26 protein-coding genes and 1 pseudogene are annotated in these 22,650 nt (G+C 32.3%); 7 read left to right on the top strand and 20 right to left on the bottom strand.

All coding sequences use genetic code 11. From position 1 onward, the window contains the following. Nucleotides 1–216: 216 nt before the first annotated feature. The 4 genes from AM499_RS04870 to AM499_RS04855 form a co-directional block, all read right to left on the bottom strand. The gene (locus AM499_RS04870; RefSeq protein WP_053589148.1) at nucleotides 217–693 is read right to left on the bottom strand and encodes a GNAT family N-acetyltransferase; all 477 of its coding nucleotides are present in this window, start codon (nucleotides 691–693) and stop codon (nucleotides 217–219) included. Between the two features lie 120 nt (nucleotides 694–813). Further along, nucleotides 814–1,044 carry a YczI family protein gene (locus AM499_RS04865; protein ID WP_231687560.1) on the bottom strand — a complete coding sequence of 77 codons (231 nt, stop codon included), beginning with the start codon at nucleotides 1,042–1,044 and terminating at the stop codon, nucleotides 814–816. Between the two features lie 168 nt (nucleotides 1,045–1,212). Continuing rightward, nucleotides 1,213–1,434, bottom strand: a complete 222-nt coding sequence (locus tag AM499_RS04860; RefSeq protein ID WP_053589146.1) for a hypothetical protein — start codon at nucleotides 1,432–1,434, stop codon at nucleotides 1,213–1,215. A 104-nt stretch (nucleotides 1,435–1,538) separates the two neighbouring features. Further along, nucleotides 1,539–2,108 (bottom strand): DUF6434 domain-containing protein, encoded by a 570-nt coding sequence (locus tag AM499_RS04855; protein ID WP_053589145.1) that lies wholly within the window; start codon nucleotides 2,106–2,108, stop codon nucleotides 1,539–1,541. A gap of 261 nt (nucleotides 2,109–2,369) precedes the next feature. On the opposite strand from AM499_RS04855, the gene AM499_RS21805 reads away from it, so the two are divergent. Further along, on the top strand, nucleotides 2,370–2,522 hold the full coding sequence (locus AM499_RS21805) for a hypothetical protein (RefSeq protein WP_197275592.1): 153 nt from the start codon (nucleotides 2,370–2,372) through the stop codon (nucleotides 2,520–2,522). 43 nt (nucleotides 2,523–2,565) lie between these two features. Here AM499_RS21805 and AM499_RS22205 read toward each other — a convergent pair whose 3' ends face one another. From AM499_RS22205 to AM499_RS04830, 6 genes are all read right to left on the bottom strand, one after another. Further along, on the bottom strand, nucleotides 2,566–2,688 hold the full coding sequence (locus AM499_RS22205) for a hypothetical protein (protein ID WP_269432399.1): 123 nt from the start codon (nucleotides 2,686–2,688) through the stop codon (nucleotides 2,566–2,568). Nucleotides 2,689–2,819: 131 nt separating this feature from the next. Next, the gene (locus AM499_RS04850) at nucleotides 2,820–3,278 is read right to left on the bottom strand and encodes a hypothetical protein (RefSeq protein ID WP_053589144.1); all 459 of its coding nucleotides are present in this window, start codon (nucleotides 3,276–3,278) and stop codon (nucleotides 2,820–2,822) included. 132 nt (nucleotides 3,279–3,410) lie between these two features. Then, entirely contained in the window at nucleotides 3,411–4,010 is a 600-nt protein-coding gene (locus AM499_RS04845; RefSeq protein WP_053589143.1) for a hypothetical protein, read from the bottom strand. 161 nt (nucleotides 4,011–4,171) lie between these two features. Next, the gene (locus AM499_RS04840; protein WP_053589142.1) at nucleotides 4,172–4,441 is read right to left on the bottom strand and encodes a DUF4190 domain-containing protein; all 270 of its coding nucleotides are present in this window, start codon (nucleotides 4,439–4,441) and stop codon (nucleotides 4,172–4,174) included. A gap of 267 nt (nucleotides 4,442–4,708) precedes the next feature. Then, the gene (locus tag AM499_RS04835) at nucleotides 4,709–5,152 is read right to left on the bottom strand and encodes an SMI1/KNR4 family protein (protein WP_053589141.1); all 444 of its coding nucleotides are present in this window, start codon (nucleotides 5,150–5,152) and stop codon (nucleotides 4,709–4,711) included. Nucleotides 5,153–5,558: 406 nt separating this feature from the next. Beyond that, nucleotides 5,559–6,434: a GNAT family N-acetyltransferase gene (locus AM499_RS04830; protein ID WP_053589140.1), complete on the bottom strand. Its 876-nt coding sequence runs from the start codon at nucleotides 6,432–6,434 to the stop codon at nucleotides 5,559–5,561. A 405-nt stretch (nucleotides 6,435–6,839) separates the two neighbouring features. Between AM499_RS04830 and AM499_RS04825 the strand changes: the two are divergent. Next, a pseudogene (locus AM499_RS04825) lies at nucleotides 6,840–7,754 on the top strand (class I SAM-dependent methyltransferase). Nucleotides 7,755–7,992: 238 nt separating this feature from the next. On the opposite strand, the gene AM499_RS04820 reads toward AM499_RS04825, so the two are convergent. From AM499_RS04820 to lepB, 6 genes are all read right to left on the bottom strand, one after another. Then, nucleotides 7,993–8,565, bottom strand: a complete 573-nt coding sequence (locus AM499_RS04820; protein ID WP_053589139.1) for a hypothetical protein — start codon at nucleotides 8,563–8,565, stop codon at nucleotides 7,993–7,995. Between the two features lie 417 nt (nucleotides 8,566–8,982). Next, nucleotides 8,983–9,693 (bottom strand): putative periplasmic lipoprotein, encoded by a 711-nt coding sequence (locus AM499_RS04815; RefSeq protein ID WP_053589138.1) that lies wholly within the window; start codon nucleotides 9,691–9,693, stop codon nucleotides 8,983–8,985. A 283-nt stretch (nucleotides 9,694–9,976) separates the two neighbouring features. Continuing rightward, entirely contained in the window at nucleotides 9,977–10,270 is a 294-nt protein-coding gene (locus AM499_RS04810) for a hypothetical protein (RefSeq protein ID WP_053589137.1), read from the bottom strand. A gap of 195 nt (nucleotides 10,271–10,465) precedes the next feature. Continuing rightward, nucleotides 10,466–10,975, bottom strand: coding sequence for a hypothetical protein (locus AM499_RS04805; RefSeq protein WP_053589136.1), 510 nt, complete (start codon nucleotides 10,973–10,975; stop codon nucleotides 10,466–10,468). 165 nt (nucleotides 10,976–11,140) lie between these two features. Further along, nucleotides 11,141–11,323, bottom strand: a complete 183-nt coding sequence (locus tag AM499_RS04800; RefSeq protein WP_053589135.1) for a hypothetical protein — start codon at nucleotides 11,321–11,323, stop codon at nucleotides 11,141–11,143. A gap of 245 nt (nucleotides 11,324–11,568) precedes the next feature. Further along, on the bottom strand, nucleotides 11,569–12,135 hold the full coding sequence (gene lepB / locus AM499_RS04795; RefSeq protein WP_053589134.1) for a signal peptidase I: 567 nt from the start codon (nucleotides 12,133–12,135) through the stop codon (nucleotides 11,569–11,571). A 664-nt stretch (nucleotides 12,136–12,799) separates the two neighbouring features. Here lepB and AM499_RS21800 point away from each other — a divergent pair. From AM499_RS21800 to AM499_RS04785, 3 genes are all read left to right on the top strand, one after another. Beyond that, nucleotides 12,800–12,961: a hypothetical protein gene (locus tag AM499_RS21800; protein ID WP_197275591.1), complete on the top strand. Its 162-nt coding sequence runs from the start codon at nucleotides 12,800–12,802 to the stop codon at nucleotides 12,959–12,961. 161 nt (nucleotides 12,962–13,122) lie between these two features. Beyond that, nucleotides 13,123–14,172 (top strand): Cfr family 23S rRNA (adenine(2503)-C(8))-methyltransferase, encoded by a 1,050-nt coding sequence (locus AM499_RS04790; protein WP_053592093.1) that lies wholly within the window; start codon nucleotides 13,123–13,125, stop codon nucleotides 14,170–14,172. Nucleotides 14,173–14,661: 489 nt separating this feature from the next. Next, nucleotides 14,662–16,140: an Lsa family ABC-F type ribosomal protection protein gene (locus AM499_RS04785; protein ID WP_053589133.1), complete on the top strand. Its 1,479-nt coding sequence runs from the start codon at nucleotides 14,662–14,664 to the stop codon at nucleotides 16,138–16,140. A gap of 951 nt (nucleotides 16,141–17,091) precedes the next feature. Here the strand turns inward: AM499_RS04785 and AM499_RS04775 are convergent. From AM499_RS04775 to AM499_RS04765, 3 genes are all read right to left on the bottom strand, one after another. Then, a complete protein-coding gene (locus tag AM499_RS04775; RefSeq protein WP_053589131.1) occupies nucleotides 17,092–17,397 on the bottom strand; it encodes an MFS transporter in 306 nt (101 codons plus the stop codon). Nucleotides 17,398–17,412: 15 nt separating this feature from the next. Further along, entirely contained in the window at nucleotides 17,413–18,213 is an 801-nt protein-coding gene (locus tag AM499_RS04770; protein ID WP_053589130.1) for a DHA2 family efflux MFS transporter permease subunit, read from the bottom strand. Nucleotides 18,214–18,888: 675 nt separating this feature from the next. After that, nucleotides 18,889–19,296, bottom strand: a complete 408-nt coding sequence (locus AM499_RS04765) for a hypothetical protein (RefSeq protein WP_053589129.1) — start codon at nucleotides 19,294–19,296, stop codon at nucleotides 18,889–18,891. 453 nt (nucleotides 19,297–19,749) lie between these two features. Between AM499_RS04765 and AM499_RS21980 the strand changes: the two genes are divergently transcribed. After that, complete coding sequence (locus AM499_RS21980) at nucleotides 19,750–20,118, top strand: hypothetical protein (RefSeq protein WP_053589128.1); 369 nt, start codon at nucleotides 19,750–19,752, stop codon at nucleotides 20,116–20,118. A 204-nt stretch (nucleotides 20,119–20,322) separates the two neighbouring features. Here the strand turns inward: AM499_RS21980 and AM499_RS04755 are convergent, their stop codons facing one another. Next, on the bottom strand, nucleotides 20,323–20,610 hold the full coding sequence (locus tag AM499_RS04755; protein ID WP_053589127.1) for a TIGR04104 family putative zinc finger protein: 288 nt from the start codon (nucleotides 20,608–20,610) through the stop codon (nucleotides 20,323–20,325). A gap of 653 nt (nucleotides 20,611–21,263) precedes the next feature. On the opposite strand from AM499_RS04755, the gene AM499_RS21185 reads away from it, so the two are divergent. Beyond that, nucleotides 21,264–22,618 (top strand): IS3 family transposase gene (locus AM499_RS21185; RefSeq protein WP_156316749.1). Its coding sequence is split into 2 segments (ribosomal slippage): nucleotides 21,264–21,717 and nucleotides 21,717–22,618, totalling 1,356 coding nucleotides; the frame shifts between segments, so codons are not numbered across the junction. The last annotated feature ends 32 nt before the right edge of the window (nucleotides 22,619–22,650 follow it).

The following is a 22,650-nucleotide window of genomic DNA, read 5'->3' as shown; positions in this document are numbered from 1 at the left end:
ACTAAATTTAAGCAAAATACTATTGCTAAAATTGGAAAAGAGTGCTGCTTCAAGTAAAAATTCCATGTTGTCACCCCTTATTTGTAAAAGAAAATCCTCAAAAATACACATATATACAAATTCGTCATTCTTCTAATAATACCTTCTAATTGTACTAAACTACCCCTTTAGTTCTATAAGAAAAATGCTTTACTCCTTCTTGAAGTAAAGCACCCTTTAGTTGAATTTATTCTCCATTCTTCTACTCTTTGTAGTCATCCCTATTGACCTATAAAATTTAATGGTAGATGTATTTTTCTCGGATACTCCCAATTCAATACTATCAACTCTGAGGTTCCTCCCAAAATTAAAAACGTATGTAGTTAGTTTTTTTCCGATACCCTTCTTTCTATGCGTTTCGGCAACGCATAAACTGTTTATAAATAATACTTTCCTCGCTTTAATAAAAGAATTTTCAGTTGTTTCTTCTTCCTTCGTCACTATAACTCCGACTATATCGTTGCCTATGGTAGCCACAAAAATATGCTGTTTGCTATCAATCAACTGGCTTTCAAAGAACTCTTGCTCGACTGGAATTGAATTCTCTTTGTACAAATCTGGTCTTGCAAAAACATGGAATTCATGAACCTGCCTAAACAAAGGCAACAATGACTCATAATCGTTTTGCTCGGCGTTTCGAATAGATATATCCATTCTTTTCTACCCCTCAATAATTATTTAATTGGTATTTTACCACTTTTCACTCTTTCCTAGAAATGCTTTCCTAAACTAAACTGCGACTTTAGTTGAACAAGCAATTTACTAAAGCACCCGTTAGTTAAAAGTATTAAATGTATAGAAGCTAACAAAAAGAGCAAACGCAGATGCAAGAAAAGATATTATTGCACTTGTTCTTCGATCTACCTTTAATTCAGAAACCCCAATAACTACCCCCATTAAACCTAAGAAAAACAACATATACGGCATTACCTGGTATTTATTAGTTATCAATGCGTACATTGCAAAACAAATAGCAATCGCTGCAAAGATAACCCTCAGAGTCATTAACAAATAATCCACCCTCCAATTTCAAATAAGATTCTATCTCATTAATTATTTATAAACCATCACCTTATTGTACTAACCTGCACCTTTAGTTCAACAAGAAAAAGGCTTTACTCCTTCTTGAAGTAAAGCACCCGTTAGTTTAAGTAGATTTCTTCACAATCTCCTTTAAAAATATGTAAGGTAACTCCCAATCAGACACCCAAGCCCAATCAAAAAATAAATTGTTTTTGTAAACCAATATGGTAATTTATCTGTCCAACTCGTTATAAATTCAAAAGTGACAGAACCACTTGGACCAGAACCTTCTTCATTGTGAATATTTTTATTGTGTCTAATCCCAAAAGCAATAAATCCTACACCAAAAATTAATAATAAAATACTTTCCATTTAAAATTCCTTTCTAAGTTAAATCCCAGCTACGGTTTTAAAAATCATGAGTCGGTTCTTGAACTAACCTGGTGCTTTATGTTCAACAAGAAAGAAAGAGTCGCCTAAGCAAACCCTTTATATTTATTGCTACCCGGTAGAACTTTAATTGCATTCCAAGCTTTAATTGCATCTTCTCTTTTTTTACCATTGTTTTTAGGATCTGCAAAATAATCTCTGGTAAATTGATTGTATTCGAATTGTGAACCTATTTGTTTTTTATACGATGGATCTTTTTTTCTTTCCTCTTCCTCATACCATGCATCAACAACGTCCCTATATGTTTTTCCAACGTTTTCTTTAAAATAATTTTGAATATAAGTGGAGAAATGAAATTTCGGAATTACCAATGCAAAGAAAGCCCTAACTACCTGACTACAACGATGATTTTCAGTAATAACCGTATCTAAATTTAACTCTTCCAATTCTATTTCTTTCGAGGAAGGACTTTTTTTCCTCATTGGCTTCTGTATTTTTCCTGTTTCAAGAAATATTGCTATCCTATCCGTAATTTCTATTTTGGAACCAGAAGCACTTATCTCATTTTCCCTACAAAAAGTTTGCAATTCCTCTTTTAACCAATAAAAATTGCGAAAATCGTTTACATTCAAATCTCTTGTTATTTCAGGTCTCAATTATTCTCTCTCCATTCAAAGCAACCATTACAATTATTTATACACTTATTTCTGTTATTTTCTTATTAAGATATTCTTCTACTTTTTATTCAATTAAATGGCCCAATTGTTGAACACAAGTTAACAACACTCTTCAACTAACCTGCCGCGTTAGTTTAAGTGCAATATTTCACAATAGAATCTAAAATACATTTAACTTTTTCTTTTATGGAAAATAGTTCATACTACTAACTAAGACCTAGTTAGAAGGAGAATAAGCCTATGGAACTCTTAACAAAGGAACTCAATCGATTGGTATTTGACTATGAGAAGTGTCCTAATGAATCAATAAAAAAACAAATTCTTCAAGATATAAATCTCCTTCGTGAAGCACTGGCTCTTTTAACAGACGAGAAGGAAACTAAAAATCTTTAAAGACAAGTAACCTATAAGGACGTAATGCTTTTAAAGCAAATAATTAAAATTCGCTATAAATAGCAACCGCATAGTTTTCAGGTATTAATTTAATTTCTTCATTTAACAATCCGTTAGCGTCATCATCAATTGGTTCAACTATTTTGTCTCTGCTTCTCTTGTTCAACTAACCTGCTGCGTTAGTTGAAGTGTAACATTTCACAATGGATTTCCGAGATCTGCTTGATGTTTTGGATAAAAAAATAGATCATCAAAATGAAGATCTTGTTTAACTAAAGCACCCGTTAGTTTAATAAGCTAAATCCATCTATCTAATGTCCATCCCTCAGCTAATCTTTGTTTAAGTAAGGTGTCATTCCAAGTTCCCCAAGGTGACAGTTGCTTTTGTTCCTCAGTCAATCTTTCGGCTTTTTCTCTTTTCCAAGTGTCATAATCAATGATATGCCAACAAATCAATTCACCATCTACCATATGTTCACTTCTGTATTTTTTAGGTAAAATAAAATCTTGTGGGATTGGATAACTACCCTTGTTAGTTACTAACTTTTGATTTAGTGCTGTTCCTAAAGGGAAATGAATAAGATATAATTCCTTCTTTTTCACTAATTCATCTTCTATAACAAAACCCTCCTCAAATAAGCAGGGTAATATACGGATTAACTCTCCAATGGTTTCGTCTTTATGAACATATTGAAATAATCCTATTCCATTTGTTGTAACTATCTCAAAAACATCACCAATTTTTAAACGTGCCACTCAAATCATTCCCTAGTATTTTTCTGTATTTTAACATACGCTTCTTGAACTAAACTGCTGCGTTAGTTCAATAAGAAAAAGCTACCTCTCAAGGCAGCCTCTTGCTCTGCTAAAGCACCCGTTAGTAAAAAATTATTTCTTTCTATTATAGCGATAAAGTAGGAATATTACTGCCATACCAACTAAAACACTTGCACTAACATATAAGAAAAGATATGACTTATTATTCTGAATATTGTTATCGGTATCAAATTTTGTTTCAACTGTTTTTTCTGGTTGTAATTTTAGAAAATCTTCGAAAAAAGTCCTTCTTTCATCATTTGTACCTTCAACTTTTCCGTTGTGAACTTGAATCATACCGTTTGGACCTCCAACTGGTATTAGGAAATCAGCATCCTTACTTTTTTCTAAAAATAAGAGGAATTCTCCCTCTTCATTTTGAAATTCCTCAGCCCATCCTACATCATTATAGTCAATCCCTGCTGTAATAATTTGTTCAGAAATAGCTCCTTTATAAACATTTTTAACATTGAATTCTAAACCTTGAAAAACAAATCCACTGGGCTTTGGCTTACTTGTAAAATCATATTTACCAGTAATAATAACTTCAGCTCTATCAACAACCTCTTGTGGTTTTAATTCAACCCAACTTGTAGCTGAAACTGTAATGCTTATTATCATTATTGATATAAAGAAGCTAGCAAATAAAAGTATATTACATGATTTTCTCATTGTGTTTCCCCCCTCTATTTATTGATTAGACGTTAATGAATAGGAAAAATTACAACCTACCCTTCTTCAACTAAACTGCCGCTTTAGTTAGTTCAAAAAGAAAAAAGGCTTTACTCCTTCTTGAAGTAAAGCACCCGTTAGTTGAAGAAGAACTTGAAATACTAACTTACATTAGTTAGAGAATAGAAAGCAATAATACTCACTACTAGAAAGAGTTGAATGATAAACCCGACAACGCTACAAATTAAACCAGAGGTAGCTAATCCACTGCCACCTTCATCTGTTTTTACAATTTCTTTTGTCGCTCTTCTTGAAACTACAACTCCTATAACACCAAGTATCAATCCGATGTATGGTATTAGGATTGAAAGAATACCAAGTGTTAAAGAAATTACCGATTTACTGTTGTTTGTTTGAGTTTTTTCAACCATTTTTTATTTCCACCTCGATTCTTTACCTGTCCAATACTTGAATAATTTTCCCATATAACAAATACTTCTACTTCTTTTCAAAAATTCTCTGCTTATTGAACTAATCTGCACCTTTAGTTTAACAAGAAAAAAGGCTTTACTCCTTTTTGAAGTAAAGCACCCGTTAGTTGAATGAGAAAAATGCCTTACTCCTTTGTTGAAGCAAAGCACTCGTGAATAAATATATGTAGTCCCTCTTATAAAGCAATTAATCCTCTAGAGAATTGATTAATAGCTCTGATAAAAATCTCCAAAGTTCTCTGCAATCATTTCAAATGGTTGTTCCTTTATCGGAAGTCCACTGATATACGAAACAACAGGTCCATCGTCATCATTATTACTTCGTACTTTGGAGCAATCTAGACAGAAATATTCGCCATCATCAGCGAAATAAAAGCAAATTAGATTATTAGGCAAATTTTCTTTTTCCCTTAATTCTTTGGTAATCCAAATCATATTCGGGATTCCCGTTTCATCTGTTCCTAGACCATAAATTTCTTGTCCAAAAATATCTCCCAAACCATATTTCTTTAGAAACTCTCTATAACTTTTAGGAAATTTCACCCTTAATTTATTTTCTGCATCAATAATTGTTTGTTCATCAATTTCACCAATAAAATCAGCTTCTTCTTGGTTCGCTTCTATAATTTCTAGAGCTTTATTTATCGACATTTATTCTCCTCCGAGCAATCCGTTTTTACATTTATTTTACCACTATTCCTTATTAAACTAACCTGCTGCGTTAGCTTAATAAAAATTTCCGCAAATAAGGCGGTTAACCCTACCTGGATAGACGCAGCCGTTAGCTTAATATCCTACTCCAAAACCTGGGTCTGAAATTATAAATGCTATGTACAATAGCACAAGTGTAATAATTGTTAGTAATACTAATTTGTATTTTTCCATTTAAGAACCTCCTTTTAAATTTCCTATTTAAGATTACTGCCACGGTAGTTTAAGTGTAACATTTCACAATGGATTTCTGAGATCTACTTGATGTTTTGGATAAAAAATTGACCATCGAAATGATGGTCTTGTCTTACTAAAGCACCCGTTAGTTGAAGAAGAAAAGCGAAGTTTATAAAGTATTTTTAAGACGATGAAATGATTTTGTTTGAGCAAATGTTTCAAATCCAATAGACTTGTAAAATTCATGTGTTTTAGGGGAAGTACAAACAACAACTGCCGTTTTTGCCCCCTTATCACGCAACGCATTGAGAGCAAGCTTACAGACTGAACTGGCTAACCCCATTCTCCTAAATCTCGGATCCGTTCCAACAGGTTCCAGTAACCCCACCTTGTTATCTTCATCAAACCAAATTAAACAAGATGCTACGAACTCACCATTTGGGGATTCTATTACCCAATCAAGAGAAGAATCATAAGGATAGGTATTCATAACGTTCAAGTAACTTTCTTCTGTGACTCTGGATCCATGAAATGCAGCCTTATGTACTGCCACACGATTTGTTAAATCCTCAGAACCCTTGATATGGCGACCTTTAAACTTATCTGGCAATTGAACAGGGAATGAACAACTATCCAATGATATTTTTGTGAGGACTTCTGGATTTTCTGCTAATGGGTTGAATAAAGAATCTTCTAAGGCTGAAATAAGATGCGACTCCGTTTCTAGGACAATCACTTTTTGCTCATTGGTTTTAGTTATTTTATCAAACCAGTCAATGACATCCTTGGCCACCTCAGGAAAATCAGGATCAACTTGACATATTAACTCACCAGGTTTTTGAATCCATCCCCAAGCAACGGGCTTCCCATCCATTTCCCAAATTGCAGTATCCCAATCATCCTCGCGTCCAGCGTGTCGGTGGCGTTGCCAAGCTAGATCGCCTATATGGTAATTAGGTTCCAGTGACCATATAGCTTGTGTAAGTTTCTGCATTCGTTTTAAATCACTTGAATCTTTATAAGTTCGAATTACAGGTTTACTCATTTATTTAATCTCCTCGATTCTTCTTGATATTTGTAACTAGCTTTTTGATATTCTTCCTATGGCCTCCCCTTATATTTAATCATCATAAACTAACCGCTATGACTCTCCCTAAAATTGAACTCTCCCTTTTTTCCATCAAACATTCAATTATCACTATTGAACCCTCCTATTCATATTCAATAAAGATTTAATTATTCCTTCTTCAACTAAACTGCCCCGTTAGTTGAATTTACAAATTATGGTCGAAATGCGCAACTAGTGCGATATAACCAGCATAATAAAAGTTATTTTTACTTGACAATTTTTTCATTTATGCTATAATTTACAATTAAATAAATTCTGTTTTATAATAAGATTCTCCTGGCCAGGGGGAATCTTATTTTTCTATATACGGGAGGTAAAATAATGAAACAGAATGAATCCAGTCTCACTTCTTTGATATCAGCTTTCGGTCGAGCATATCACAGTAAATTTGATAACCCTAAAATTTTCGATGATTTTATTGCAAAAGATCTAATTTCTCAAAAAGAGTTTTCGGACATCAGTAAGAATATGATTCAAGGAATACAGTTTTTCAATAAAGATATTGCACAAATGTTTAAAGATGATCCAGATGAAATTTTAAAATGGATTACTCAAGTGCAGCTTTCTCCAATTACCTTGGCACGTACAGCATATTGCGAAAAAGTATTAATAAACGAAATTGAATTAGGGTTAAAGCAGTAAGTTATTCTTGGTGCTGGAATGGATACATTTTGTTTTCGTCATGATCAATTTAATAAAAGCCTAGAAATATTTGAAATTGACTATCCATCCACGCAGGAGTTTAAAAAAGAACGGCTAGCAAATGCTCAACTCGAAATTCCAAATAATCTTCACTTTGTCCCCATGGATTTCACCAAACAATTTTCTGAAGAGATATTGTTTAAAAATGGATTTAAAAACCAAAAAACTTTTTTTAGCCTTTTAGGAGTTTCATATTATTTATCTAAAGATGAGATCATAAATTTAATTAAGAATTTTTTTACTAATGTCCCATCAGGTAGTTCCATCGTGTTTGATTACGCAGACGAAAAGTTATTTCACGAAAAAGGTTTATCCAACAGGGTGGAAAACATGTTGAAATTGGCATCTATCAGTGGAGAACCGATGAAATCGTGCTTCACCTATTATGAGATCGAGAGCTTATTAGATGATCTAGGATTACTCATTTATGATCACTTATCTCCGGATAATATAAATGACCTTTTCTTTAGTAATCGAACCGATTATTTGACCGCATTTGAAACGATTCATCATATCCACGCTGTAAAAAAATAGTATATCTTTAAGCATCCCGCTCATTCATTGCTATGAATAGAGCGGTTTTTAATTATTCTACTTATTACACATTTTGTGTCAAATTCGACATAAAAACTCCCATTCTCATCTTCAACTAACCTGCTTCGTTAGTTTAAGTGTAACATTTCACAAATGAATTTCTGAGATCTACTTGATGTTTTGGATAAAAAAATAGACCATCGAATGATGGTCTTGTTTAACTAAAGCACCCGTTAGCTTAAGAAGGATTATTGATTTCTTGCAATAATAATTCTAAATCAAATTTCAAGTTACTTCTTGTCTCTATATCAAATTCTCCTTTTACTTCTTGTATAGGGTATTTTTGTTTATGGATTATATAATGTTTTAGTTTTAAAAAAGTGGTTAAAGGAAAATCAAAATCATACCACTCTTCTCTGTAACCAATTATTCCGTGTCTCTTTATTAGTGCATCTATTTCTTTTAACACAATCATAATAAAATCATCATAAGGGTATTCCGTTTTTATTAGTGTTTTAGTTTTGTCTTTACTAAATTCATCTTCATAATACACGGCTTTTATGTTCAGTATATTTTTTTCTTTTAATTCGAAAGACCAAATAATACCCTCTGGTTCACCCTCCCATTCACACTCAGTTTCTTTTTTTATCTCATCTTTCGGTACACAAAAAGAATTTAAATGCATTAGTGACCTTAGAAAATCAGATAAACAATCTGTTATATAACTAGCTGTAAATTCTAATTTCTGTCCATTAACTTCAACAATATAAGTAGCCCATCCTATTCCACTAAAATAATATTTAAACTTCACTTCCATCTCTCCTACTTCGATAGTTATCACTATTCCTTGTTCAACTAAACTGATGCGTTAGTTGAGGATTAGTCATTTTATTTCTTCCTCAAAAGGATAGCTAATTTGACACCTAAATAAGCAACTATTAAAATTAGTATATTTTTTATTCCATAGTCTCCTGTAATAACCCCAATATCCCCCAAGAAACTATCAAACCTAAAAGAAACAAAAAGATTGATTTCAATATATTTTCCTCCGTTTGAGTGTACAATTTTTTACTTGTCCTTCTTAAACTAAACTGCCCCGTTAGTTGAAAAAAAAAGAGGCTGCCTAAACAACCCTTGGTCTTTAACTAAAGCACCCGTTAGTTGAATAAGAGAAATTAGTTTTGCTAGCAAGTCTAACGTTAATGAAAGCCCAACTGTAAATAACTAACTATCGAATTGAGCCTGAAAATTCAATCTGCTTCCTATCTAATTTTTTTACCCATTCACTATCATTCCAAATATTTGGGTTGTCAATCGTTAGATTTTCTCCACGCACCAAGAAATCATAACTATCCTTTCCACCACTATACCAGTCAACAATGACTAACTTACCGTTTACATTACGTACAAGAAATTCAGTAACTTCATCACGACTACCAACAGTCTTATTAATTTCCACAGGTAATTTTAAATAGAGAAAATCTCCATCCACATTATCCGTATACTCCACTTCCCAATCGCCTACCTCAATATTTTGCACCTCATCATTAGAATCAGTAAATGCTGAATACAAATCATGCTGGTATTGAATTTTCTTTTGCGTATACTGTTTAAGGTTTTTGTTATCGATAAATGTATCCAATTCAATATCCGAGCCATTCCAGACCGCTTTATAATAGTCAGTCATCGCTCTCACACACATTTCATAAGCCATATCAGAATCCTGAACTGATAGTTCCCCCTCATTCTTAGCTACATATTCGGGGGAATCTTTTAATACATTCTGTTCCGTGCTGGGCGTAATTTCTGTGTTTATAGCAACGTTGCTATCTTCCGAGACTACAGGAGTATTTTTTTCGTTATTACCATTTGTTTTATCTGGACTACACCCAACTAATAAAAGTCCAATTGCGATAAAAAACATAATAAACCTTGTCATAACATCAGCTCCTTTCCTATAAGACAATAATTACTTAACGGAAGTTACAATCCCTTTCTCAATCATTCAGCTTATCTTTATTCTTATACGACTAATAAATTATTTGGTCCTATTATTCAACACAAGTTAAACAACACTCTTAAACTAAACTGCCCCGTTAGTTTAAGTGTAACATTTCACAATGGATTTCTGAGATCTACTTGTTGTTTTGGATAAATAAATAGACCATCGAAATGATGGTCTTGTTTTTACTAAAGCACCCGTTAGTTGAATAAGAAAGTCGTTAAATTGCCCAACCCCATTCACCTTTTAAGACATTTTCTCTTTCATCATTATCAATATCTGTGAAATCCCATTCCTTCCGTATACACTTACGACAAGGAAATGGATAATTTTTATCTTCATCACATTCAAATATTGTTGAAAAACTTCGTTCCAAATCATTGGGGTCATAGAACAAAGTACAATGTTCAAAGTCGTGAATATATTGGCATTTACAGAAATCACACTCTACAAACCTAAAGTCAGAGTAATCATCTAGTATGCCACCTGTTTTAAAATTGTTTGCACTTATCATTACTTTCTCCTTTTATTAAATCAATAGCTTTAACGTATTATACAACATTATTCTTGTTCCACTAACCTGCTGCGTTAGTTCAATAATAAAAAGGCTGTACTCCTTCTTGAAGTAAAGCACCCGTTAGTTGAACAAGACGAACACAACCTTTTTGCTATTTTGTTGAAGACTTTGGCATATAAGTACCTCCACCTGCTAACATTTCTTTTGTTTCAACATCATAAATTGCATATCTACCTCTAAATTCTTTTTCTGTGTCTTTAAAGGAATAAAAGAAATAAACTTGCCTATCAGGGCTAACAGCTGATGGTAGTTAATATCTATATCAGGGTAAGGACGAAGAATATTTCCATCAGAAGTTATATAGTTTAATCCTTCTACCTTATTAAATAATAACTTTCCCCTAATATTTACAGATGCATTAGGCATTTCTTTAAAAAGAACAGTATCCAAATGTCTTTGCTGTTGCCTTGGCTTCAGCATATATCTTTGATAAAGTTCCTGATGAACAGGATATTTTATGTCTCTTAATGCCTGGTAAAATTCATCTACAGTTTCATCAAAAATTTTTTCCTTATTTGCAGGATATAAATATTCAATTTTATCTGAAGGTGTAGTTTGTGAATAGACAGGATTTCCTAATAACATGGAAAGACTACACGAAAATATAAACATATACAAACTAATTAAGAATGGATTTTTCATTTAGGTTACTCCTTTTTAAAAGTAACGTACCCTAAATGTTCTTTAACTATCCTGCCCCGTTAGTTTAAGTGTAACATTTCACAATGGAACACCGAAATCTTCTTGATATTTTGGACGTAAAAATAGACCATCGAAAATGATGGTCTTGTTTCACTAAAGCACCCGTTAGTTAAAAAAATCATTCTTAACTTTTTCAATCACTTCTATCTTTCCACTTATCCAGTCATCGGTTGGAACTAAATTTTCACCGTTCCCAATAAATAAAGTGAAAACAATAACACTTATTAAAGATGTAACTTTCATGTAACGAATTGTACTATACGGTATTTCAACCTTTTCTTTGTACAACCATTTTTTCCCCCATAATATACTTTCTTTTTGGTAGAAATAACTCCAAATTAACGTATAATGGCATAAGTAAAATAAAAGCCAAAATTATATTATCCATCTTTACCATCCCCCTTATATGTAATAAAGTCTTCCATATTGCTTATTCCACTAACCCTCTAATGAAAAAGCGTCAATTCTTAATGCATAATCGCTCTAATCTGCTCAATTCGAACAAAGCTATCTACGTTACTAAATTCGATTTTTCATTTTAATATCTTTAAATTATCTAGAGGTAAAAATACTATTTTTGCGGCACCCAATATTGTATCCTCCGAAACAAATCCAACACGAGGGTCCCTGCTATCTGTGCTGTTACGACGATTATCTCCTAGTACAAAAAAGTGTCCATCTGGCACGGTTAATTCACCTAAATTTTCCTCTAATGTAAAGTCTCCAGTAAGAGTACCATTGTCTATCAAAGCTTTTTTATATTCCTCTAAGTAGGGTTCTTCGTACCTCTCACCATTAATAAAAAGTTCATCATTTTCATAAGCGATTCGGTCACCAGGAATACCAATAATACGTTTGATATAATTAGTATCTTCTTTTGCTTCAAATACAATCACATCAAATCTTTCATACTCCATCAATTGTACTCCGATTTTATTCACTACTACTCTGTCACCATTTTCAAATGTGGGCATCATAGAAGCACCGTCAACCACAATAGGTGTAAATAGGAAAAATCGAATACCACATGCAAATAAAATAGCAATTCCTATTGCTTTTGCCGATTCCAATAATTCATTTTTTTCTTTTGCTTTTTTCACGTTCAATACCCCTTTCTCTTTTGAACACTTAGCATTTACTTGAATAACTCATTAAATTAACTTATTCGACCTCCCTTTAATAATACCTGCTTGTTCAACTAAACTGCTTCGTTAGTTCAATAAGAAAAGTTACCCTTACAGGTAGCCACTTGTTTAACTAAAGCATTCGTTAGTTTAATAAAAATTAGTTTTCTACTTTTGCAAAATCATTCCATAATCTATTTTCATTTATCTTGTATTTTTCTTTTTTAATCTTTTAACCATTAACTCTAGCGCTTTTTTAGGTTATCAATAAGATAATTTCTAATATCTTTTGCATTAATTCCTTCCCTCCTTGAGCGTGGCATACCAACATCAATTGTAATATATCGATACTTTTTGCTAAGTCGTAATTTCGCACAACCTTCAATTTCCCAATAAGCCAAGTCACCATCTACACGGAGAATTGTAGTTTTATAAAAAAGATTGATCATTTAAAACAAAGTTCGATTATTTAAAATAAAGATTGATAATTTATTATAAAATTTTGACTAAAAATTCTTTTTTGCAGAATTTTTTTCTTTAACTATATAGGCAGGTTAGTTATTCTCAATTTACACTTTACATATACTCACTTTTATGTTAGATTACTAAATAATAAATTTGACAAAGGGAGGTGCAAGCAATGTTAACTATTTTTAGAATTCTGTTTGGTAAAAATGTAAAAATTGGAAATGATTTCGCGGGCAAAGGGAGTAGTCTGTCCTTTTTTATTCTATCTAACCATACAAAAACAGTTATCGGAGCTTTGCCTCTATGGCAAATAAATTACAAAGCAATGACATAGTGTCCTTGTTTATTTATTTGTACATATTTTTTTTAAAAGTTAGCATCGATAATTCTATTGGTGCTTTTTTTGCGTTTATTTTTAACTAAAGGGATAGACAACTCCTTTCTATTTACTCATATAAAACTAGAGAGTCTTATGGAAGGATGAGAAAGATGCAAATAAAACTAAGCAATAAGTATAGAAGAATAAAAGAATTCTTATGGGAACATAATTACCCTAATTTTAGAATGAAACAAATATTAAATGCCATTTTTAAAGATAGAATAAATAAATTCAACGAAATTATTGTACTTCCAAAATCGTTAAGAGAAATTTTAGTTAAGGAATTTGGAGAGTCTATTTTAGATGTTGTTCTCTTAAAGGAACAACATTCTGAGCAAGTCACTAAAGTCTTATTTGAAATTTCAGGAAATGAAAAAATAGAAACGGTAAATATGAAATATAAAGCTGGGTGGGAATCATTTTGTATATCTTCTCAGTGCGGATGTAATTTTGGGTGTAAATTTTGTGCAACAGGTGACATTGGATTAAAAAGAAATTTGACTTCAGATGAAATAACTGATCAAATCCTCCATTTTTACTTACAAGGTCACTCAATTGATAGTATTTCTTTTATGGGGATGGGAGAAGCGTTAGCCAATGTACAAGTTTTTGATGCCTTAGATGTACTTACTGATCCTACGTTGTTTGCTTTAAGCCCTCGTAGGTTATCTATTTCAACTATTGGTATTATACCAAGTATAAAAAAAATGACTCTGAATTATCCGCAAGTCAATTTGACATTTTCTTTACATTCTCCTTTTAATGAACAACGAAGTAAATTGATGCCGATTAATGATAGGTATCCATTATTAGATGTAATGGACACATTAGATGAGCATATACGAGTAACATCAAGAAAGGTATACATTGCTTATATTATGTTACCTGGAGTGAATGATTCTATTGACCATGCTAAAGAAGTAGTAAGTCTATTAAAAGGTCGATATAAAGAAGGACGTTTATATCATGTAAATTTAATTAGATATAACCCAACCTTCAGTTCTCCTTTAAGGTTCGGTGAAGTTGATGAAGGTCATGTTGTTAATTTTTACAAAAAATTAAAATCATCAGGTATTAATGTGACCATTAGAAGTCAATTTGGAATTGATATAGATGCTGCTTGTGGTCAATTGTATGGAAATTATCAAAAGAGTAACAAGCAGTAATTTGAGGTGAAGATGATGCCGAATTGTATTCCATAAAAAAATTTGTTAATATAAAAATACAATTATGAGAGGACTGATGGATGGACAATGATTAACTAATCTATATTTTTATTTGAAATAAATAACTTCAAACTACAAAATATAGGGTTAGTCTGTCCATTTTTATAAATCAGTTTAAACTTTATTTGTCATGATTCCAATGGCAAAAAAGAACTTATTTAATATAAGTGAAAGACTAATCCTTCCAACTACAAATTGGGAGGATTTTTTATTCTCTCATAGTTAAGATTGATATTTTTTTATCTGTAACTTTAATCTAATAAATAAAGGAGAGAGAGAAATGAGCAATTCAGACACTATTGTTACGCATGTAATACTCCGTATAAGTCGTTAATATCCATCAAACTTATAAGGAGAAAATTAGAATAGATGGATGTGCCGACTTTGTATAAAAAGTAAAAAGTGTTGATATACAAAGGAGGAATTATCATGTCAATGATAAAAGTTCAAGACTTAACTTTTTCTTATCCAGGTAGCTTTGACAATATTTTTGAAGGTGTAAATTTTCAAATAGATACGGATTGGAAACTTGGATTTATCGGTAGAAATGGACGAGGTAAAACAACATTCTTTAATTTATTATTAGGGAATTATGAGTATAGTGGGAAAATCATGTCTTTGGTTGAATTTAATTACTTCCCTTATCCAGTTTCGGATAAAAACAAGTATACTCATGAAATCTTTGAAGAAATTTGCCCCCAAGCAGAAGATTGGGAATTTCTTCGTGAAATATCCTATCTAAATGTTGATGCCGAGGTCATGTACCGACCATTTAAAACATTATCAAATGGAGAACAAACAAAGGTGTTGCTTGCTGCACTTTTTTTGACTGAGGGTCAATTTCTATTAATTGATGAGCCAACCAATCATCTAGACACTGATGCACGAAAGGTTGTCTCTGATTATCTAAGGAAGAAAAAAGGGTTTATTTTAATTTCACATGACAGAATCTTTTTAGATGGATGCGTTGACCATATCTTATCTATAAATAGGGCAAATATTGAAGTTCAAAGTGGTAACTATTCTTCTTGGAAGTTAAATTTTGATAGACAGCAGGAACACGAAGAGGCAACAAATCAGCATCTACAAAAAGACATAGAGAGATTAAAACAGTCTTCAAAGCGTTCAACAGGCTGGTCTAATCAAGTGGAAGCTTCCAAAAATGGGACAACGAATTCGGGTTCTAAGTTGGACAAGGGTTTTGTAGGACATAAAGCGGCAAAGATGATGAAGAGAGCAAAGAATCTTGAATCAAGGCAACAAAAAACTATTGAAGAAAAGTCAAAATTGCTAAAAAATGTGGAAAAAACTGAGTCATTAAAATTAGAACCATTGGATTTTCAGTCAAATGATTTGATTGTTTTGGCTGATGTGTCTGTTAAATACGATGACCAAATAGTGAATAAGCCAATTAGCTTTAAAGTTGAACAAGGTGACCGAATTGTACTTGATGGAAAGAATGGAAGTGGAAAAAGTAGTATCCTAAAACTAATTCTAGGAACTCCGATACAGCATACAGGCTCAATGAATTTAGGTTCAGGCCTCATTATTTCCTATGTACAACAAGATACTTCTCATTTGAAGGGGCTGTTATCGGACTTTATTGAAGAGCATGAGATTGATGAAACGTTATTTAAATCCATCCTACGTAAGATGGATTTTGACCGAATTCAATTTGAGAAAGATATATCTCATTATTCTGGTGGACAAAAGAAAAAGCTGCTTATAGCCAAAAGTTTATGTGAAAAAGCTCATTTATATATTTGGGATGAACCGTTAAATTTTATTGATATTTATTCGCGCATGCAGATTGAAGAGCTTATTCAAAGTTTTAATCCCACAATGGTTATTGTTGAGCATGATCAGGCATTTCAACAAACAGTTGCAACAAAAATTATATATATGTAGTTAAATATGAAAAATTGAAGTTATAATCAGTAAATCAGGTCATTAAACTCTATGGTGCTTTAGTTGAAGAACGTAGCTAAAATGATCAAAGTTTTTTTTGAAGACTAAACATAAATTTGTTAGAGAAGAATCCATTTTGTTATCTTTTTTCAAAATGGATTCTTTTATTTATCGTAAAATTCTGATTTATGAGGTGTTTTTGAACAAACTTTATTTTAAAGCAACAAGAATCTCCAAAGGTTATATAATAATTATCGTTGCTCTCCATTAGTTCACCTTCATACTTTACCTTCTTAATATAATGATAACAGCTCGTCCCCTTGTTGTACTAACCTGCTTCGTTAGTTCAACAAGACCTGATTAAGAGCTAGCAAGTATTGTAATAGTTAAAACAATATAGGCTAAAGATAAACTAACAATTATAGTATTAGTAGATGTATCTTCATTGTTTTTTACTTTATCCATAATAGTAACTAAATTTACGCATATTATTATCGCAAGAATTGGATTAATGAAAATTCCTAATTCTGCAAAGCGAATTACAACATTCACTTCCTTCCATTTTTCTTATTGAACTAAACTGCTGCGTTAGTTCAATAAGAAAAAAGAGTTGCCTAAGCAACCCATAATCTTTAACTAAAACACCTGCCAAAGTAACACCATGTTCTTTAAGTAAAGCACCCGTATATAGCTCAACTTTGTGAATAAATTATAAAATAATTGCGAGGTTAATCACTACCCTCAATTGGATAATATTCCTCGTTTTAAACACCCTTTTGCTGCCTATACTTTATTGACTAGAACCAAATCAGTCGGGAAAGTCTGATGTTGGTTCTAGTCTTTTTTGTTCTATACAAACCTGCCCCTTTTTTTTATGTTGAGTAATCTTTAATTTAAAAGAATATAACTTATAGCTTCTCTTTCAACTTATTTTCTAAGAACAGAACTATTTTATTCTACCATTTTTGTAAATGTTGGCGATTTTATAAAAAAACACAATATAAATGCTATCACTATTAGAATGAAAGCAGACATAAAGCCATTATTAAGTTCCTTCAACAATGGAGATAAAGAAATACCCTCATAATTATTAGAATATCTAGTAACTGTAGCCGACATTACCCCTACCATTATTGCAGCTCCTAGTGAAGCAAACAATTGACGAACTGTATTATTAATTGCAGAACCGTGACTTATTAAATCATTAGGCAATGCATTTATCCCTGCTGTTGCTAACGGCATCATTACAAATCCCATACCTAACATCCTTAATTAATAAAGACAAACAATCCACCAAGTAGATGTTTCCTTAGTGAGCAATAAGAAAGGAAATGATGCTACAGCTAGAATAAACATTCCAATCATTGCTATTTTCTTGACACCATACTTATCAAATAGTTTCCCCGCAATTGGTGAAATAACACCTAAAACAAGTGCACCCGGAAGTAATATTAGTCCTGATTGAAGTGCTGAATATCCCTTTATTGATTGTGTATAAATAGGTAAGAGAATTTCTGATCCAATCATTGTCATAAAAATAATAGCGACAATAATTGTAGACAAAGTAAAAGTTCTGCTTTTAAATACTCTTAACTCCAAAAATGGTTGTGCTATTTTTAATTGACGACTGGAAAATATTATTATGACTACAATACCTAGAATGCAAGAAATCCACGTAATCTTATTTTGCCATCCTACATTTCCTGCAACACTTATCCCATAAAGAAGTGAACCTAAACCTAGGCTACTAAGTAATAGAGAGAAAAAATCAAGCTTATGCTTTGTTAATTGAATAATATTTTTCATATAAAAGAATGCTAGCAAGATATTAACCCCAACAATTGGAAGAATTATATAAAATAAGTAACGCCAATTATAATAATCAACAATCCAACCGGATACAGTTGGAGCGATTGCAGGAGAAAATGCTATAACAATTCCTACTAAACCCATGGCTTCCCCTCGCCGTTCAGCTGGATATACCAAAAACATTAGCGTTTGCATTAAAGGAATCATTAATCCTGAACCAATAGCTTGAATGATACGCCCTAAAAGTAGTGTATTAAATGTCATGACTTTCTGTACAGGTAAACTGTATCATTATTCAGAATATTAAATAAAAAATTCGTGCTAATATAATAACTTCAGCAAATCAAAATCATGCACTGAAAGAAAGCCGATTTTAACTATCCAAGAGAAAATCAGCCAGAATCAGTTAAATCGTGCCCCGTTTTGCAAAACTCCGCAAACCATAAAGCAGTAAAACTACGAAGGTTCCAATTAGTAGTGCATAAAATAAGAAATAAGATTGAATAGGGGATTCATCTTCAGGTGACATCGCCAACATAGGCTGCGTCCATGGATAAATCTGCCCTAATGGTGTACTCGGTAATAAAAGCCGATACATCCTTAACGCAGGAAAAATCGGCTTTCTTTATGTCGAAATTTGCTTAGCGTATGTTTTTCGCTTTTTGTTGGTAGAACCCCTAAAAGTACAACATTTCGTTTTGTGGGTATATAAAATTTTAACTTGATGGCGAAGGGGTCACCTCATGAAACGGAAAAAATCGACGCTAAGCAATTCATTACATGAAAAAACCGGACCCTATATTCTACAAAGGAATCCGGTTTTCGTAATCGGGTAGCTAGAACTCGTTGAACTAACGATACCCGTTAGTTCAACGACATGACGATACATTTTTAGCGAACCATGGAGGTTTCTCTTTTTTCTAAATAATTGATGATAACTTAGAGTTTTCCTTTCGGTTTATCTCCTAATAAACCCAACAAAAACATTTGCGAAAAAGCAAACCCTTTGGACGTATTGGAGACAATTGAAGGAATTGTCAAGTTAAGGTCTAAGTAGATTGATATGATTAGATCTGTGAATTCCTTTTGATTCGTTAAGGAATATTCTTGCAATCGCTGTGCAAACTCCTTACTCACCTTATCTCTCCCTCCAAACGCTTGCTGAAGCTGGTATCCTGCCAAGTACAAATCAGCTGCTAAGTCTTCACCAGATTTCTGATGTTCAGCTACATAGCTGGAAATCCAGTCTCTCACTAAAGATGAGGTATCTTTATTGTTTTCCTTGGCGATCTGTTGAAAAAGTTCTTTTAGCTCTTTTGACATGCGTATGTGCAAATTAGCATCCATCTAACTAACGCCTCCTGGTAATACGAATAAGCTAATTATACATCATCCGTAAACATATTGTCAACACATTGTGGTTACATCGTTTACACAAAAAATCAACTCGCCTTAGATTTTTTCCGTTTCGTGAAGTGACCCATGCCCATCAAGCTAAGTTAAAAAGATACTTGCTGAAAATAACTAAATCTAATAGTTCCTCTTTAACCCTTATATAACCATAAAATATAAGAATCCATTTTGAAAACAGATTGTTCAAAATGGATTCTTTCGTGATTTAGTATTCAGTCTCATAAAAAGCAAAATTATTTTAGTGTTCCTACTTAAACTAAAGCACCCGTTAGTTGAATAAGCACCTTCTCTTTTATTACACATTATATTCGAAGTGTGCAATTAAACATTAACCTTTTACAATTTTCCATTATTTAATTTATAATAATAGTAAGGAGTTGATTTTCAATTAATAATATAAGTACATCCATTTCTGAAGATATTATTATTACTAATTTAACAGGTTACATAACCACTACCGATGTAAATACTTGGTTTAATTCATTTGAAAAAACATGCCATTCCTTTATTAATCAAGAAAAAAAATATAAGTTGCTCGTTAATCGTAAAGGTTATACCCCAGAACATTTTTCTGTACAAAAATTGTGGAAAGATAAATTTTTTTCTGAAATTATATTAGAGAACACTATTGCAATCGCTTTTTTATTAGAAGAAGGGGATATTATAAATCACCTTGAAAATTCTAATACCAAGGACAACGTAGTATTCTCAAGTAACTATGATCAACTAATTGACTGGCTTATTACTTATAGATAATCGATTCCTTTGTCTATGGTGCTGAAAGATAACTCTTTTAGTCCACATTTTGCGTTGATATTTTGGACGTAAAAATAGACCATCGAAATGATGGTCTTGTTAAACTAAAGCACCCGTTAGTTGAAGAAGAAAAAAGAACTGCTTATAGGAACTCATGAGATTAAACTAAACATTTATTAATATAATTTTTCGATTTATTTTGCTTTAAGTTCTCTCATACTTCACTAAAAATGGAGAAAACATAGAACCTATAATAGCAATGCTGATACTTATCATTATTGTTGCAAATCCATTGAATGGCGTCAAAAAATAAGCGAATATAAACATTGGTAAAATAGTTAGACCTACTACTATTAATCTAGAGGTAAAAGTTATTTTATGTTCGGTACTACATTTAATGCATTGAATAGGTTTATAACCATTTAACAATGACAAATAAATAACTTTCCATTTAAAATTGGTATTACAAGAATCACATTTTTGAATACTCATCTTTACCTCCTATAAAACAATTTACTCTTGAAGTACAATCATTCACATACTCTTATCATTACTATGCATGTTCTGGTTCAATTCCACTTTCTTCTACCGATGTGCTACTTCTTGTTTTCTATGATAACTTGCAATGAATTAGCTACCCAAAAAAGTATTGTAATGATAGCAATAATAAATATGTTTGGTTCTATATTTGAAATAATAGTATATAAAATCAAAAACCCAAGAAACATAGTCATACTACTAATATTTGTACTTGTAAAAAGTTTAGAAAAAACTTTCAATAACAACACTCCACTCTAGTGATTTACTTGATGTTGACTTTAACTTTTTATTCAACTAACCAGTTACTTGAATAGCTTTTCTTATATTAACTACTTCGATGTCCTTCCAAATTCACCTTCTTGTTGAACTAAACTGATTCGTTAGTTTAAGTACATTTCTTCACAATCTTATTCACATATTAACTTAAATATCCAATTAGATTGGATTTATTAAACAAATATTAAATATGGTGCAGGTTTCGTAATATCATAATACGATAAATCAACCTTTTCCTTTAACATTGAATAACAAAAAACCACCTTCCGAATTGTGAACTGCCCCGTGAAAGTTAGACACAAAATCTAACTATTACGGGGAGTTTTTTTATGGCTAAATTTACAACAGAAGAAAAAATTAGAATCGTTTTACGTTATCTTGATGGTAAAGAAAGTATGGTACAAATCGGGCAAGAAGAAGGCGTAAATCAACCTGAATTAAGAACATGGATTGGGTTATATAAGCAGCACGGTCTAGAAGGACTCATGAAATCCTATACAAGTTATTCCTTAGAGTTTAAGATGGAGGTACTAAACTTAATGAGCGAAACAGGTATGTCCTCCATTGAAGCTGCTATCCATTTCAATATTTCTTCTTCCAAAACAATTAGAACATGGAGTAATCAATTTGAAACAGGTGGATTTACTGCTCTCGTATCGAAGAAAAAGGGGCGCCCATCTGTGAAGAAAGAAAAGAAACTTACAATGAAATCACTACCAGCTGAAGGTTCCGTGGAAGCACTTGAAGCACGTATTAAACAACTTGAAATGGAGAATGCATACTTAAAAAAGTTGAACACTTTAGTTCACATGCAGGAAAAATTACAAACAAAATCAAAGCGCAAGTAATTTTTGAACTAAAGGAACACTATGAGGTCGTGGATTTAGTTAAAGTCGCTGACATTCCACGCAGTACGTATTACTACTGGGAAAAACGATTAAATAAAGCAGATAAATATGAGGCTGTTAAAGAAGCAATCAAGGTAATTTATCACGAACATAAAGGCCGTTATGGTTACCGTCGTATATCAAAAGAATTGAAGAAATACGGATTTAAGCATGATTCGAAAACAATTAATCGCTTGATGAATGAAATTGGCTTAAAATGTATGGTCCGTATGAAAAAGTATCGTTCTTACAAAGGGAATGTCGGAAAAATTGCCCCAAATGTATTACAACGTGATTTTAAATCGGAAAAAATGAATCAAAAATGGGTAACAGACGTGACCGAATTCCATCTTTTTGGGGAAAAACGTTATCTATCGCCTGTTCTTGATTTATGTAATGGCGAAATTATCGCCTATAAGATTATGCGTCGCCCTACCTATAAACTCGTTGGAGATATGTTAGAAGAAGCTATTCAACACCTTCAGCCTGGAGATAAAGTCATTCTCCATTCAGATCAAGGTTGGCATTATCAAATGAGACAGTATCAAAAAACTTTAGAACAGCACCAAATCACACAGAGCATGTCTCGCAAGGGTAACTGTTTAGACAACGCAGTCATTGAGAATTTCTTTGGCTTATTAAAATCCGAACTTCTTTATCTACAGGAGTTTGATAGTATGGAGCATTTTGAAAAAGAATTGAAAGATTATATTCATTATTACAATCACCAAAGAATGAAGGCAAAATTAAAAGACCTAAGTCCGGTAGAGTACCGAACTCAGGTCCTAGCAGCCTAAAATATTTGTCTAACTTTATAGGGTCAGATCAA

This window comes from Bacillus sp. FJAT-22090 (assembly GCF_001278755.1).
Lineage (GTDB): Bacteria > Bacillota > Bacilli > Bacillales_A > Planococcaceae > Psychrobacillus.
Note: the sequence above shows the minus strand (reverse complement) of the source record. Positions and strands in the feature narration are given on the sequence as shown.